Source organism: Streptomyces sp. GC420, from assembly GCF_009916105.1.
In the GTDB taxonomy this organism is placed as follows: domain Bacteria; phylum Actinomycetota; class Actinomycetes; order Streptomycetales; family Streptomycetaceae; genus Streptomyces.
This window is the reverse complement of sequence record NZ_JAAAXQ010000175.1, coordinates 1-16304: the sequence shown is the minus strand read 5'-3', so window position 1 is coordinate 16304 and position 16304 is coordinate 1. Positions and strand designations below refer to the sequence as shown.

The window sequence follows — 16304 nt, the reverse complement described above, 5'->3', positions numbered from 1 at the left end:
ACAGCCTTCACCCTCCCCGTCATGCCGGAGGGCCTGACCCGGCCCGGCGTCGACCTCCTCGCCGACGCCGGGAAGAACGGCGTGGACATCGGCGCGGTCAACATCATGGCGATGGACTACGGCCCGGCGTACAGCGGTGACATGGGCGAGTACGCCGTCCAGGCGGCGACCGCCACTCATGCCCAGCTCAAGGGGATCCTCGGCCTCTCCGACGCCGAGGCGTGGAAGACCGTCGCGGTCACACCGATGATCGGCGTCAACGACGTCACCACCGAGATCTTCACGGTGGACGACGCGAAGCAGCTCGTGGACTTCGCCGGGGAGAAGGACCTCGCCTGGCTGTCGATGTGGTCCTCGACCCGCGACAAGGAATGCCCGGGCGGCGCGAAGAACTCCGCGGACGCCACCTGCAGTTCGATCCTCCAGGCCCCGCTGGCCTTCACCAGGGCCTTCGCCGTCTACAAGTGACCCACCCGTTTGCGTCCGGGCGCCCCGGCCGGCTCACCCCCCATCCGGCCGGGACGCCCGGACGCGTCAGCGCTCCCAGCGGCTGGGGAAGGGGAAGTACGAGTCCAGGAAGTCGCGCAGTCGGGCGTCGACGCGTTCCTGCTCCTCGGCGGACGCGTTGACGTCGTTGAGGCAGAAGAAGTCGTACTTGCGTGCGTTCCTGAGCTCCCCCAGACGCTCGGCGGCGTCGGCGTGGCCGATGTCGACGTAGCGCAGCCGGAAGGAGCCGGCGACGGCACGGCCGGTGAGATAGGCGTGGTGGTGGTGGAACGAGGCACCCATGGCGATATCGGTGGTGGCGCGGAAGCGGGACCGGCTGGTGCGCCGGACGTCCTCGGCGTACCGCTGCTCGATCTCATGCATCACCGACCGGATCTGCGGGTGCGGGACGTGCTTGAACTTGTTGACCGTGAACCGGCCGTGGGCTTCCCGGAGGAGCTCGCGGATGTTCTTCCCCGCGGAGTTGGGGGCGGGTTCGTCGGGATGCGGGTCGCCGACACCGAGCTGGTGGGTGGAGAAGGGGAGCTTGGCGATGCCGTTGCCGTGGAAGAAGTGACCGGCGGTGACGGGTCGGCCGAGGAAGACGTCGTCGTTGAAGTACAGGTAGTGCTCGGACAGGCCGTCGATGTGATGCAGCTGCGTTTCGATGGCGTGTGAGTTGAAGACTGGAAGGGCGTCCTGGTCACTGAAGATCTCTTTGTGGTCGACGACGCGCACGCCGTCGGCCTTGGTGTCCAGCCAGTCGGGAGTCTGGCCGTCGGTGACGATGTAGATGTTCCGGACGAACGGCGCGTACATCTCCAGGGAGCGCAGGGAGTACTTGAGCTCGTCGCGGCTGACGTAACGGGAGGCGCCGACCTCGCGCTCGTGGATTCGGGACGCGGCCGCGCTGCCGTTGAGGTAGGCCTCGCGTTTGGCGGCGAGCGCGGGGTCGTCGCCGTCGACCCAGGTGTAGACGACATCGATGGGGAAGCCGACGGTGTCGATGCGGGGCTCGAGGAAGTCCTGGTAGGAAGGGTAGGAGCGGCCGGATATCTCACGCTCGGCGGGTATTCGCGCCGCGGCGGGCAGGACGTCGCTGACCGCGTTGGGGCGTGGTGCGACCAGAGCGTCGGCGACCACAACCGGGGGCGCCTGGTACATCAGTGCCACCCTGCGCTCGGGTGCCAGGTCCTCTTCGCCGTCCTCGATGAGGGAGACGCCTTCACGCCAGAACTCCACGTCGCAGCCGTATGCCAGATCGGCAAGCAACTGCCCCCCGGGGCCGAGCAGGATCTCCCCGAAGCGGATGGTGTCCCTGCGCTTCAGCGCCGTGGGCAGGGCGCCGTCCGCGTACAGGGCGATGTCCTCCGGCAGCAGGTCCTTGCCGGTCTTCAGGGCGTACAGCGCGGTCGAGCGGTACAGCTCGCGCAGCGACGTCAGCAGCGCCTTGCGGTCCTCCAGCCGGACGCCGACCACGTGGCGCAGCGGCGAGCGCCCCGGCACCAGGAAGTATTCGATGCCGGCCTTCTCCAGTGCATCGGCCACCAGGGACAGGTTGCGGGCAGCGGCGTCCTCGAAGGAGCTGATGCGGCGCCCGTAGTAGACGCGGCCGTCCAGGGTGATCTCGGCCAGCGCCTCGTCCCCGGCGAGCAGGGCCCTGCGCCGAGAGGCGATCCGCTCGGCCTCCTTGCGCGCGGCGGCCTCGGCCTCCGCCACGCGCCGCTGCTCTTCACGCTCTTCGCGCGCCCGCTTCTTCGCGGGCAGGAGCCGTTCAACCGTGGTTTCGAGGAGGGAGGGCATCAGGTTTCCTGGGTCTTGTGTGCGGGGGGACAGGGCGCCCAGGTGACCGGGCACACCGTGAATCAGCCGGATACCAGTGGCGTCTCCGCACCGATCGGGTGCGTGCCAGGGTACTGCGCCGGTTCTGGAGGTGACCCTGACGTACGTGTATGTCCCTGCGTATCCGTGATTGAGGCGCATTGGCGATCAATGTGGGAGAATCGGCGAAAGCAATGTGCCTGAATGGGTGAATTTTGGCGCATGGTGTCCGGTTCGCCTGTGTATCGATCGCAATGCCGACGGGCGGTCGGATGTGAATGGTCCGGGCGAGCTGAGAATCCTGCTTCACGGTGACCGTCTCGATTCGGCCAACGGCTGAAATCCTGCCGCGGTGCCGGGTGGGCGTGCGGCATTGGGATTCGGTCGGCGGATCGGGAATTCCCGCGCCCTGCGTCGGCGGATAATTGGGATTCCCTGCCCGATCGGGCTTTGCGTTGAGGGTGCCTTTCCCCTCTGCCTTCCGGTCGCGACCATGCGGGCGTCCGGCATGCTGTCGCGGGACCGTACGCGGGCGTGAATCCGCCTTGCCCGGCGGCTGCTTGGGCAATCCGTGTCGGCAAAGCACGGTTCGTACCTTTCGACCCCTGCCTGCCGGGCTTACTTGCCCTGGGTATGTGAAGGCACCCGGGACCACCTGCGTGCACCGAGTGAATGGACTATGAACGCTCTGCTGACGCGGTGTCAAGGGTGGGCAGCCGAGCTGCCTGATTTGCCCTCAATCCTCGGCAGAGTGGGCGATAGGGGCGTTATTTCACCATGCGAATGTCTCTCATGCGAAATCGACGCCTCCTCGATGAGTGGCGTTTCTCCGGCCCGCTCGACGTGAGGTGTGGTCAAGCCCACGCGATCATGTGTGAAGTGAGTGTCGATATATGCGAGTTCGTTCTGCGTCCACTCGAAATTCCCTCTGGATCATGAGCCTGCGTCCTGGGTAGCGTCCGAATCTGTTGCTTTCATCGAATCTTCATGACAGGTGGGGTTTGTGAACACAGGGGGCAAGTCGCGAAGACGCCTCGTGGGGGGTGCGCTGTCCGTGGCGCTGAGCGTCGGCATGGTCGTCGGTCTGGCGCCCGTGGTGGCAACGGCCGGACCGGCCTCAGCGCCGGCGCCGACGGTCGAAGAGGCCTCGGACGCCGACACGTTGTCCGAGGCCGAGGCGCTGGAAAGGGCCAAGCGGAGCGGCACGAATGTGGAGATCGCGTCACTGCGGGGCGAGAGCAGCGAGGTGTACGCGACACCGGACGGCAAACTCGAAGCGCGGGAGCATCTGCGTCCCGTACGCGCGCGTGTAGGCGGTGAATGGAAGCCGATCGACACCGGCCTGGCGAAGCGTGCCGACGGAACGGTCGCGCCCAGGGCGGCCACGGTACGCCTGGAGTTCTCCGGCGGTGGGGACGAGCCCTTGGTGCGCATGGAGCGCGCCGGACGGGAACTCGCTCTGTCGTGGCCGACGAAGCTCCCGGCTCCGGAACTCGACGGGGACACCGCGACGTACCGGAACGTCCTGCCGGACGTGGATCTGCGTATGGGGGCACAGGAGGACGGCTTCACCCAGCTGCTCGTGGTGAAGTCGGCCGGGGCGGCGGCCAGTCCCGAGCTCACCGAGCTGCGTCTGAAGCTGTCCGCTCAGGGGATGAACGTACGCGAGACGGCGTCCGGCGGCCTGGAAGCGGTCGACGAGGGTGCCGGGAGCACGGTGTTCGAGGCTCCCAAGCCGGTCATGTGGGACTCCAGCCCCGGCAAGAGCGCGGCCAGTGCGGCCAAGGCCGCCGGAACGGCCGGGAACAGCGCGGTGGCAGGCTTCCGCGACGGAGCGGGCAAGGAGGGCGAGCCCGGTGCCGGTGAGTCCGGCAAGCTCGCGCCGGTCGGCGTGGAACTGCCGGCCAAGGGGAACGAGTTGGTACTCAAGCCGGACGCCGGCGTGCTGAAGGGTTCCAACACGCAGTACCCCGTCTTCATCGACCCGCAGTGGTACTCGCCCAAGACCTCCGCATGGACGATGGTGTCGAAGTACTGGGCGTCATCGCCGCAGTGGAAGTTCAACGGCGAATCCACCGCCGGCGTGGGTTACTGCGGCTGGGCCTACTGCCAGCCATACGACACAAAGCGGGTCTTCTACCGTATCCCCGTTTCCAAGTTCGCAGGCCGGGACATCCTGTCCGCAGAGTTCGTCGTACGCAACACCTGGTCGGCCTCCTGCTCGGCCCGCGGCGTGCAGCTGTGGCGCACCAGAGGCATCAGCTCGTCGACCACCTGGAACTCGCAGGACAACTCGGATTTCTGGATCGACCACCTCAAGACGGAGAGCTTCGCGTACGGCTACGACGGCTGCTCCGCCAAGGACGCCGAGTTCGACGTGCGCTCCGCGGTCCAGCAGGCAGCGAACGGCAAGTGGTCGACCATGACCTTCGGCCTGCAGGCGTCCAGCGAGACGGACGCGTACGGCTGGAAGCGCTTCTCGGACGATGCCTTCCTGCGAGTGAAGTACAACCGTCCGCCGGCGCAGCTGAAGATGTCGCAGCTGACCATGGAGTACGGCGGCACCTGCAAGAAGTCTTCCTCCCCGGCTCGCGTCCGCACCCTGGGCAAGATCTACGCGAACAACGTCACCGACCCCGATGGCGACACCGTCGCCGTGCAGTTCCAGGCCAAGTGGGACTCGGGCGACGGCAAGGGGCTGATCACCCGCTGGAAGCCTCCGCTGACTTCGTACAAGAAGTCCGGCTCGGACTTCTCCATCACGATGCCTTCGGTCACCGAGAACAAGACGGTCCACTGGTACGCGCGGTCGCACGACGGCGGGCAGTACTCGCCGTGGTCGTACACCGGTGATCCCACGGGCTGTTACTTCGTGTACGACACCAAGGTGCCCAGGGCCCCGACGATCGTGTCGGGCGAGTACCCGGCGTCCAACCCGGACAACCCCGAGGACCCGTGGTTCGACGGCGTCGGCAAGTACGGCTTCTTCGACATCAAGGCCGCCGACACCGATGTGGTCAAGTACTGGTTCGGCATCAACGGCGATCCGACCTCGAAGAACACCCTCACCACCACGTCGGGTGCCCTGAAGACGGCCGATGTACTGCCCACCAAGCCCGGGCTCAACTTCGTTACAGCCCAGGCGTTCGATTCGGCCGGCAACGGCAGCGAGATCCGCACCTATCAGTTCCGGGTCAAGGCCGGGCAGCCCGACCGTGCGACCTGGCAACTCGATGAAGCGGCCGGAGCGGCTCAGGCCGCAGGCTCGACCCCGCCGCGCACGGCCGTTCTCAACGGCGGGGTGACGGCCGGGGGCACGGGTGCCAAGGGCACAGCCCTCGAATTCAACGGAACGGACGGATACGCGGCGACGGACATTCCGGTCGTCGACACCAGCGGCGGCTTCGCCGTCTCCGCCTGGGCGAAGCTGTCGCAGATGCCCACCGGTGCCGCCATCATCGCAACCCAGCCCGGCAACCACTCACCGGGCTTCGAGCTGTACTACTCCAAGCACTACGACCGATGGGTGTTCAACCAGTACGCGTCCGACACCGCGGATGCCTCGATCGTGCGCGCCATGGCGCCGCAGCCCGGCGGGGTGACGGCAGGGACGTGGACGCATCTGGTCGGCACGTACTCGGCCAGCGATGACATCCTCCAGTTGTACGTCAACGGCCAGCTGGCCGGACAGACCGCCTACAGCACCCCGTGGGAGGCCCGCCGGGGACTGCAGATCGGCGCGGGCTCCTACAGTGGCGCGCCCGCCAGTTTCTTCCCGGGCGCTATTGACGAACTGCAGCTGTTCGACAAGCCGTTGACGGCAGGCGAGGTCACCAAGCTCCGCAACCACGAGGCAGTGGGCGACCCGGGACGGCCCGCCACCGCGATCTTCCCGCTCGACGAGCCCGTCGGCTCGACGGAGATCACCGGCCGGGGCGGCGTACTACCGGCGAAGTACAACGGCGGCGTGACCACCGGTGTGCCGGGCATCGCCGGAAAGGCCGCACGCTTCAACGGGACCACCGGCCACGCGAAGATCGGTCAGAGCAGCGGTGCGCATATCAACACCTACCGCAGCTTCACGGTGTCGGCGTGGGCGAAGCTCGACAACAAGCCGGACCACGCCGCGATCATCGCTGCCCAGGCGGGCGAGCACAGCCCCGGTTTCGAGCTGTACTACTCGGCCGCTTACGACCGGTGGGCCTTCAACCAGTACTCGGCCGACAGCCCGACCGCTGTACCGGTACGTGCGCTGCAGCCGACCGGTACGGTCGCGCGGGCCGGGGAGTGGGTGCATCTTGTCGGCGTGCACGACACGGTCGCCGACACGCTGACCCTGTATGTGAACGGCGCCTATGCAGGCTCGAGCACCCTGGAGGGTTCCTTCTACGCCGGACAGTCGATGTACATCGGCGCGGGCTCCTACAGCGGCGCGCTCGACAGCTACTTCCCGGGCACGATCGACGACGTACGGCTGCTGAGCCGCCCGGTGTCCGCCGACGAAGTCCGGCAGATGTTCAGGCAGCGGCCGCTGGTCAAGGGCCGCTGGCTGCTGGACGAGGCAACCACCGGCACTCCTGCCACCAGCCCGGATGCTTCCGCCGAGGACCGGGCGCTGACTCTGGGCGGCGGTGCGAAGACCGGATTCGGCTGGGTCGACGACGGCGCCCTGGAACTGGACGGCGTCGACGACTACGCCGCGACCACCGCGTCCACCATCGATACGGGTGCCAGCTTCACGGTGATGGGCTGGGCCCAGTCCGCCGGTGTTCCGGCGGACAGCGCGGCCGTCCTGAGCGCACCGGGCGCCTCCAACAGCGCCTTCGCGATCCGGTACGTGCCGGCGGCGGCAGGTGACGCGGGTGCCGGGCGCTGGCAGATCTCGATGCCGGACTCCGACGCGGCGGCCACCGTCGTACGCGTAGAGAACCAGCAGTTCTACGACGCGCGGGACTGGAACCATCTGGCGCTCGTGTACGACGGCTTCACCAAGGAGGCCCAGCTCTATGTGAACGGGCAGCTGGAGGAGGTCGCCTGCGCGGACGCGGACGGCGACGGCGAGTCCGACGACACCACCTGCGCCGACCGGTTGTCCTGGGCCGAGAACGTGCTGTCGTACAAGGCCACGGGCGGACTGCAGATCGGCCGGGCCAGGACGGCCGGGGCCTGGGGCGAGTACTGGCCCGGCGCCGTCGACGACGTGTGGGTCTTCCAGGGCGCGCTGAGCGAGTCGCAGATCGCCCATCTGTCCCTGGGCATGCCTGGAGTCGCCACCGAGGTACCGGGCACGGACTGACCGGGAGCGGTGCCGGCCCGTCGCCATCGGCGCACGGGCCGGCACCGTGTTGCGGCCCGGCTCCTGCACGGTCCCGGGCCGCCCTGACTTTCACACGAGACCTGCGCACCCCGGAGCCGCACGGGCCGATCCCGTGCGGCCGGTGCGCGGGCGAATCCGAGGGGAACGATGAGGGATACGGCACAACCGGGCCGGGCGGCCCGGTGGAGACGGAAGACCGCACTGGCTTCCGGAGTCGTCATGATCGCCACGTTGCTGCAGGGGGTCACCGCCCCCGAGTACGCGGGAGCCGTGGCGGACGACGGGCGGGGCCGGCCGGCTCTGCCGAAGGCGGAACGGCCCGTGGCCGGTTCCGCGGTCACGAAGTCGAAGCCCCGTACGGTGGAGCGCGGACCGCGCACACCGAGAACCGAGCCCAGGGCCGAGTGGCCCGCGGGCGGAACCGGGCGGGTGACGCTGGGCGGGACACCGGCGGGGGGGAAGGCCGGTAAGGCCGCGGCTCCGGTGAAGGCCGGGGAACTACCGGTCTCCGTCGGACAGCCCGCGGCGGCCTCCTCGGCCCGTGCGGCCAAGGCGCGCAAGGCCGCCGCCGGTCCCGTGAAGGTCCGGCTGGTGGGGCGCAAGCAGACCCGGCGGGCCGAGATCGACGGACTGCTCGTGACGTTCGCCCCCGAGCGGACGAAGTTCACCGACGGCGCCGCCCGAGTGCGCGTCGACTACCGCGAGGTCGCGCAGGCGTACGGCGGCGGTTACGGCGCCCGGCTCACGCTGATGGAACTCCCCGCCTGTGTCCTGAAGACACCGGAGCTGGCCAAGTGCCGCACCCGGACACCGGTCGAGACCGTGAACGACACGGAAGGCAGCACTCTCACCGCCCCGTCCGTGCGGCTCAGCGCCGCACAGCCGACAGTGCTCGCCGCAGTGGCGGGCGACACCGCGGCCACCGGCGACTACAAGGCCACCACGCTCGCCCCGTCCGCGACCTGGCAGACCAATCTCAACACCGGTGACTTCGCCTGGTCCTACGACATGGGTGTTCCCGAGGTGCCCGGCGGACTGAAGCCCAGCATCGGCCTCGGCTATTCCTCCGGATCGGTCGACGGCCGGACCAGCGAGACCAACAACCAGTCCTCCTGGATCGGCAGCGGCTTCGACATGTGGCCGGGCTACATCGAGCGCCGCTACAAGTCGTGTGCCGACGACGGGGTCGAGAACAGCGACGGCATGAAGCCGGGTGACTCCTGCTGGGGCTACGACAACGCCTTCATCAGCTTCAACGGCAAGGGCGGCGAGCTCGTGCCCGACGGCGCCGACCAATTCAAGCTCCGTCAGGACGACGGCACCCGAATCGCGCGACTGACGTCCACCAACCGCGGGAACGGCGACGACAACGGCGAGTACTGGCGGCTCACCGACCCCGACGGCGTGCGCTACTACTTCGGCTACAACCGGCTGCCCGGCTGGGCCGAGGGCAAGAAGACCACGGACTCCGCCTGGACCGCCCCCGTCTTCGGTGACGACACGGGCGAGCCGTGCCACGCGGGTACCTTCGCCGACTCCTGGTGCCAGCAGGCCTGGCGCTGGAACCTCGACTACGTCGTGGACCCGCGCGGCAACGCGATCGCCTACTACTACACCCCGGAGAAGAACTCCTACGGCCGCAACCTGAAGGCGGCCGACGACACCCGCTACACCCGCGGCGGCCACTTGGACGAGATCCAGTACGGCCTCAAGTCGTCGTCGATGTACGGAACGAAGGCCCTCGCGAAGGTCGCCTTCACCAACGCCGAGCGCTGCCTGCCGAACGCCCAGACCACGTGCTCGTCCATCTCCACGGACTCGGCGTACTGGTACGACACTCCTTGGGACCTCAACTGCGACCAGGGCACCGACTGCGACCAGGGCCGCCTCTCACCCACGTTCTGGACGCGCAAGCGCCTCACCGACGTGACCACGCAGGTCCTCGACGCCACGGGCGCCTACCAGAAGGTCGACTCCTGGAAGCTGACCCACCGCTGGGGCATGGCGGACATCGACTACCAGCTGCTCCTCGACTCGGTCCAGCACACGGGCCACACCGCCACGCCCGCGATCACGCTGCCGAAGACGACCTTCGGATACACCCAGCTGGAGAACCGCCTCGACAAGACCGGTGACGGCTTCGCACCGTTCATCAAGTCCCGGCTGTCCACGATCGCCGACGAGTACGGCGGCCAGACAGACGTCAACTACTCGGCCCCCGACTGCGACTGGGCCGCGCTGCCCACCCCGCAGACCAACACCACGCGCTGCTTCCCGCAGTACCTCGGCGGCTCTGCCACGGAAGACCCCGAGCGCCAGTGGTTCAACAAGTACGTCGTCAAGTCCGTCACCGCGACCGACCGCACCGGAGGGGCACCCGACCAGGTCACCGCGTACGAGTACATGGGCCCAGCCGCGTGGCACTACGACGATGACGACGGCCTGACCAAGGAGAAGTCCAAGACCTGGTCCCAGTGGCGCGGGTACGGGCACGTGCGGGTCAAGACCGGCGGCCAGGGCGGCGACGCGGCCATGAAGTCGCAGACCGACTCGTACTTCCTGCGCGGCATGGACGGCGACCGCGAGTCGCCGACCGGCGGCACCAAGAACGTCAGCGTCGCCCTCGGCACGGACGAGGGCGACCCGATCACCGACCACGAGGCCTTCGCCGGCACCGCCTACAAGACGGTCAGCTACTCGGGCAACGGCGGCAAGATCCTCGCCAAGACCGTGAACCGCCCCTGGCACCACCAGACCGCGAAGAAGACCCGCGACTGGGGCACGGTCACCGCCAACTTCACCGGCATCGGGCACACCAAGTCGTGGACGTCCCTGGACGACGGGGCGGGAGCGTCCTGGCGGACCACCTCCAGCTCCACCACCTTCGACACCGTGGCCGGACGGGTCACCGAGGTCGACGACTTCGGGGACAACTCCACCGCGGCGGACAACCGCTGCACCCGCACCACCTACGCCACCAACGACACCGTCAACATCCTGAAGCTGCCCGCACGGGTCGAGACGGTCGCGAAGGCCTGCGCCGACCCCGTCGACCGTTCGAAGGACGTCATCTCCGACGTCCGCTCCGCCTACGACGGCGGCGCCTACGACGCGGCCCCGACCAAGGGCGACGTCACGGCCACGGCCCTGCTGAAGAAGCACGACGGCACCACGGCCACCTACCTGGAGTCCGGTGCCACCTTCGACTCCTACGGCCGGGTGCTCACCAGCACCGACCTGACGGCGAACGTCACGGTGACGGGCACCGCCGCGCCGGTGCGGACCGCGCGTACCGACGGGCGGACCACCACCACGGACCGCACCCCGGCCACCGGATTCGTCACCAAGACGACGACGACCACGCCGCCGGCCAAAGCCGGTGACGCCACCACCGCACTGAGCAGCTTCGTCACCCACGATGCGCTCCGCGGGCTTCCGCTGACCCAGACCGACGCCAACGGGAAGGTCACGACCCTCACCTACGACGCGCTCGGCCGGTCCTCGAAGGTCTGGCTCGCCGACCGGCAGACCACGCTGTCGCCCAGCTACGAGTTCGACTACCTGATCACGGACGGACAGCCGGTCGCCGTCTCCACGAAGGCGCTCGGCACCAACGGCAGCCAGGTCACCGCGTACAGCATCTACGACGGGTTCCTGCGCCAGCGCCAGTCCCAGACTCCGGGGCCCGACGGAGGACGACTGCTCTCCGACATCTTCTACGACGAGCGCGGTCTGAAGGCAAAATCCTTCGAGACCTACTACGCCACGGGCGCGCCCTCACGGACCTTGTTCAAGCCCGCGGACGCGCTCTCGGTCGAGACCCAGACCCGCACCACGTACGACGGCATGGGCCGCCCGACCGTGACCGAGCAGATTGCGGGCAACGGCGACGGCGGTACGGTGCTCGGCACCACCCGCACCACGTACGGCGGCGACCGCACCACGGTCATCCCCCCGGAGGGCGGCACCGCCACAACCACCGTCACCGGTGCCCGCGGACAGACCACGGAGCTGCGTCAGCACCACACCCGGTCTGCGGACGCCGCGTACGACACCACTCGCTACGCCTATACCCCGCGTGGCGAGCTGGAGAAGTTGACCGACCCGGCGGGCAACGTCTGGAGCTACACCTACGACCTGTTCGGCAACCTCAAGTCGGCCGTCGACCCGGACAAGGGCTCCAGCTCCACCACGTACGACGACCGCGGCCAGGTCCTGTCCGTTTCCGACGACCGGGACACCGACCTCTACTACGTCCACGACGGGCTCGGCCGGCAAACCGAGCTGCGGGAGAACAGCGCCACCGGGACCCTGCGCGCCACGTGGGTCTACGACACCATCAGCGGCGCGAAGGGCCAGCTGGCCGAGTCCACCCGCTACGTCGGCTCCAACGCGTACACCAACAAGGTCGTCGCATACGACCGGCTGTATCGCGTGCTGCGCTCGACCGTGACGATCCCCGCGAGCGAGGGAGCGCTCGCCGGCACATATCTGTCGGCCACCGCCTACAACGTGGACGGCTCGGTGCGCACGACCGGATCCCCGGCCGCCGGCGCCCTGCCCGCCACCACGGTGGCGTTCACCTACGAGGACCAGACCCAGCGGCCTATCGCCCTCAGCGGCAACCAGGGGATCGACGCCACCACCAGCTACAGCCTCACCGGCAAGCCGCTGCAGCACGAGCTCTCCAACAACGGCGGCAAGAAGACCTGGGTGACCAACACCTACCAGTGGGGCACGCAGCGCCTGGCCACCTCTCGGGTGGACCGTCAGGACGTGTCGGGCGTCGACCGGCACAACACCTACGGCTACGACCAGATGGGCAACATCCTGTCCGTCTCGGACGTCTCCCGCTCCGGCACCGACACCCAGTGCTTCGATTACGACTATCTGCGCCGGATGACAACGGCCTGGACCCAGTCCACCAGCACTTGTGCCACGGCCCCCAGCGGGCAGACTGTTGGCGGCCCCGCGCCCTACTGGCATTCCTACACTTACGACAAGGTGGGCAACCGGCGCACCGAAACCCTGCACGACACCACCGGTGACACGGGGAAGAACACCGTACGCACCTACGACTACCCCGAGCCGGGCGCACCGCGCCCGCACGGCGTGAACACCGTGACCCAGACCGGGCCGGGCGGCACCGCGCAGGACTCCTACGGCTACGACGTGGTCGGCAACACCGACACACGCACCATCGCGGGCACGACCCAGAAACTCGACTGGGACGCCGAAGGCCACCTGGCCAAGGTGACCAAGCCGGTCGAGGGCAAGCCGGACGACGTCACCGAATACGTCTACGACGCCGCCGGCAACCGGCTCATCGCCCGCACGGCGAAGGAGAACACGCTCTACCTCGGCGCCACACGGGTCACCGTGGCCAAGGGCAGCACCACCGCCAAGGCCACCCGCACCCTGGACCTCGGCGGCGGACACCAGGCCGTGATCGACAACGACGGCTCGGTCTCCTTCACCATCGCCGACCACCAGGGGTCGGGACAGCTGGCGGTCAAGGCGGCGGACCAGCAGCTGACGCAGCGCCGCACGCTTCCCTTCGGCGGAATCCGGGGCACCAAGCCGAGCAGCTGGCCCGGTGTGCAGGGCTTCGTCGGCGGCGTCGACGACACCGAGTCCACGGGGCTGCAGCACCTGGGCGCACGTGAATACGACCCGGCGACCGGCCGGTTCATATCGGTCGATCCGCTGCTCACCCCGGGTGACCCGCAGGCACTCAACGCCTACGCCTACAGCAACAACAGCCCGTTGACCTTCAGCGACCCCGACGGTCTGGGCTGCATCCACGGCGCGCCCGGCGGCGGAGCGGACGGTATCTGCGCGGGCGTCGAAGGCGACACCGACGGAGTCATCGACGGCACATCCAACAACTGCCAGCGGACGCAGTCCTGCTACGACACCGCGGTCAAGATGTCGGAGGAGGCGAGGAGGAACGGCACCTACGGCAAGAAGCCGATCATCATCAAGCCCAGGGGTGACTCGATCACCATCCAGGGCACCTACATACCGACCCAGGCGGAACTCGCCGAGAACTTCCCTTACTACCACGAGAACCTGGACTACCAGCACAACCTGCAGAACTGGGCGCGGGCCCGGTGCACGGGCCTGCAGGCCATGGGGTCGGAGTTCTGCACAGCAGCGGGCAAGCTCGGCTGGTTCGGCGACCAGAACGGTCCGGGAATCCTCGAGGTACTGGGCATCGACGACTACGTCGGCTGCGCCCAGGGTTCCGGCAGCGCCTGCAAGGCCGCAGCGATCGACGCGGGCATAGCCGTGGGCACCGGACTGCTCGGCAAGGGCGCCAAGGTCGTCTTCAAGGGGTTCAAGGCGGCCCTCAAGAAGACCGACTCCGTGCCCGTCCAGTGCCTTGTAGGGGGTGGCCGGCACAGCTTCACCCCGGGCACGCACGTCGTGATGTCCGACGGGTCCACCAAACCCATCGAGGACGTCCGCATCGGCGACGAGATTGTGGTCACCGACCCGGAGAGCGGCCTGACCACGACGCGGACCGTCGTTGCCACGATCGTCACCGAGGACGACAAGCACTTCGTCGACCTCACGGTCTCCAAGAAGGGGTCGGATGGTACGGACTCGCTGACCTCCACGACGACGCACCCGTTCTGGTCCCCCTCCGAAGGCACCTGGGTCGACGCCGGTGACCTTGAGCCGGGCATGACGCTGCGCACGGTCGACGGCGGCACGGTCCAGATCGAGAAGACCCACGAGTACCGCAAGCTGCAGCGCACGCACGACCTCACCATCGACGACGTTCACACCTACTACGTCGTCGCCGGTACGACTCCGCTACTCGTCCACAACGACGACGGCGGGTTCGACTGGGAAAAGGGTCTGGAGGAGATGGAGTGGGACTCCGGCGACCTAGACGATGACGGCTATCACGCACCGCGCGGCAACCAGGCCGAGAACAAGGAGTTCAACGATGCCCTGAAGAAGATCGAACGCGAACTCGGCCGCCAGGTCACCCCGGCGGAGCGACGCATACTGCACGACAGAGTCAGCGGCCAGGGGTACGGCTACCATCGCATCATCGAGGAAGGCAGGGGGTTGTTCGGTGGCTGCTGAGATTCAGCAGGACGAGATCACCCGGATCCTGACGGGCACGGTCGTCCGCTCCATCGGCAGAGCAGTGGACATGGGCGTCGTTGAGTTCGACGGCCCTCATGGGGAGACGGCGATGGTCCATATGCAATGTCCGTTCCGGATCGTGCGGCACGGGAAGATCCTCCTGGGGTCCGCGGACATGCGGTACGCGCAGAAGGGCGCGGGAGCAACGGCCTTCGACGATTTCCGCATGATCTACGATGCCCAAGCCGCCAAGCTCACCGCGATCCTCGGCGAACTCCGGCCCACCGTCGGTAACGTGGCCGTCGGCGAGGCGGGCGAACTCACCGTGACCTGGGCGCCCGCGTTCCGGCTCGTTGCGTTCCCCGACTGCTCCGGTGCGATGGAGGCATGGCGCGTCTTCATCCGTGGCGGCGCTCATTACGGATTCCCGCCGAACACCGTCTGACGCATCCCGGCGACACCCCAGCTCGGCCCCCGTTCCGTACGACTACGGAGCGGGGGCCGAGCCGTCATGGCGGAGCACGTGTGACGAAGCCGTCCCTCCCCCGAGGGACGCGCATGCAGATCTCGTCCCGTACCTCGTTGCCGGTGGGGAGCACCCAGTGCGGTGCATGGTGCTGATCTGCGTCCGCAGGTCCCACGCATGGCGGCCGCCGAGGGTCCCCTCGGGGTGTCCACCGTGGGGTGGTCGGCTCGGTCCAGGTGATCGGGGGCAGGGGCGCGTTGGTCAGCGAACAGTGTGATGCAGGTCACATATGTTCGCCGGTGAGTTCCGAGGCCCCGCGTCGTCAATACGGTGACATCCCAACGGGGGGTGTTCCAGAGAGACTTGAGGAGATCACGATGAGCACGAACACCACCGGGACCGGTTACTCCTACACCGCCGCCCGAGGCTTCGACGTACCGGTCGCCGCCGTGTGGGACGCGTGGACGAAGCCCGAGCAGTACGCGCAGTGGGCCGGGGCCGTCGAGGGGTCCGTGGAGATGGACGTTCGCGAGGGCGGGAAGTGGAAGGCCGCCATGGCCACCCCGGACGGCATGGAGTTCCCGCTCACCGGGTCCTACGTCGACGTGGTGGAGGGGGAGCGGCTGGTGATCGGGATGGACATGCCCGGGAGCCCCGAGCAGGCGGTGATGACTGTGACCCTCGCCGCGAAGGGGGACGGTGCCGCGATCGAGGTGAGCCAGACCTGCGGGACCGCCGCCGAGCGCGACCAGGCGGAGGCGGGCACCGGCATGCTGCTCGACGGCCTCGCCGCGTTCCTGCGGGCGTGAACGGGGGCACGCGGACAACTCGCCCACGGCCCGGACGGCTCGGCCGTCCGGGCCGTTGTGGGGCCAGGGCCAAGGGGTGACGCGGGCGCCGGGCCCGGCCGACGCTGATCACTTGGACCTCAAGGACTACGAGTACTTCGAGGGCCGGCACGGATTGCGCATCCTCGGCGAGGAGTGGCCCCGAGAGGCGGGGGACGTCGACGGAAACAGACGGGGGGCCGAAAGCGTCGCCGCGTTTCCGGGCCGCTGAGGGCGGGCGGCGCCGCGCCCCCGCTCACGCCGCCGCGGGGCGGCGTGAGCG

At 68.3% G+C, this 16304-nt stretch carries 6 protein-coding genes and 1 pseudogene; 6 read left to right on the top strand and 1 reads right to left on the bottom strand.

Translation table 11 applies throughout. The features are described 5' to 3' along the window. Positions 1-468 (top strand): annotated as a pseudogene (locus GUY61_RS21340) (sugar hydrolase); the annotation flags it as partial. Positions 469-534: 66 nt separating this feature from the next. Here the strand turns inward: GUY61_RS21340 and GUY61_RS21335 are convergent. Next, positions 535-2289, bottom strand: a complete 1755-nt coding sequence (locus GUY61_RS21335; protein ID WP_166631827.1) for a stealth family protein — start codon at positions 2287-2289, stop codon at positions 535-537. 1090 nt (positions 2290-3379) lie between these two features. On the opposite strand from GUY61_RS21335, the gene GUY61_RS21330 reads away from it, so the two are divergent. The 5 genes from GUY61_RS21330 to GUY61_RS21310 all read left to right on the top strand — a co-directional run bounded on the left by GUY61_RS21330 (position 3380) and on the right by GUY61_RS21310 (position 16253). Next, positions 3380-7603, top strand: coding sequence for a LamG-like jellyroll fold domain-containing protein (locus tag GUY61_RS21330; protein WP_166631828.1), 4224 nt, complete (start codon positions 3380-3382; stop codon positions 7601-7603). A 240-nt stretch (positions 7604-7843) separates the two neighbouring features. Further along, positions 7844-14725: a polymorphic toxin-type HINT domain-containing protein gene (locus GUY61_RS21325; protein WP_243766630.1), complete on the top strand. Its 6882-nt coding sequence runs from the start codon at positions 7844-7846 to the stop codon at positions 14723-14725. Further along, positions 14715-15173: a hypothetical protein gene (locus GUY61_RS21320; RefSeq protein WP_166631825.1), complete on the top strand. Its 459-nt coding sequence runs from the start codon at positions 14715-14717 to the stop codon at positions 15171-15173. Before GUY61_RS21325 ends, GUY61_RS21320 begins: the two co-directional genes overlap by 11 nt. 398 nt (positions 15174-15571) lie before the next feature. After that, a complete protein-coding gene (locus GUY61_RS21315; RefSeq protein ID WP_166631824.1) occupies positions 15572-16003 on the top strand; it encodes an SRPBCC domain-containing protein in 432 nt (143 codons plus the stop codon). 112 nt (positions 16004-16115) lie between these two features. Next, the gene (locus tag GUY61_RS21310; RefSeq protein ID WP_166631823.1) at positions 16116-16253 is read left to right on the top strand and encodes a hypothetical protein; all 138 of its coding nucleotides are present in this window, start codon (positions 16116-16118) and stop codon (positions 16251-16253) included. Positions 16254-16304: the final 51 nt, after the last annotated feature.

What these genes read in the sequence shown, in the direction of transcription:
- GUY61_RS21315 (WP_166631824.1), top strand. Translation starts at nt 15,572, where the DNA reads ATGAGCACGAACACCACCGGGACCGGTTACTCCTACACCGCCGCCCGA.
- GUY61_RS21325 (WP_243766630.1), top strand. Translation starts at nt 7,844, where the DNA reads ATGATCGCCACGTTGCTGCAGGGGGTCACCGCCCCCGAGTACGCGGGA.
- GUY61_RS21335 (WP_166631827.1), bottom strand. Translation starts at nt 2,289, where the DNA reads ATGCCCTCCCTCCTCGAAACCACGGTTGAACGGCTCCTGCCCGCGAAG.
- GUY61_RS21330 (WP_166631828.1), top strand. Translation starts at nt 3,380, where the DNA reads ATGGTCGTCGGTCTGGCGCCCGTGGTGGCAACGGCCGGACCGGCCTCA.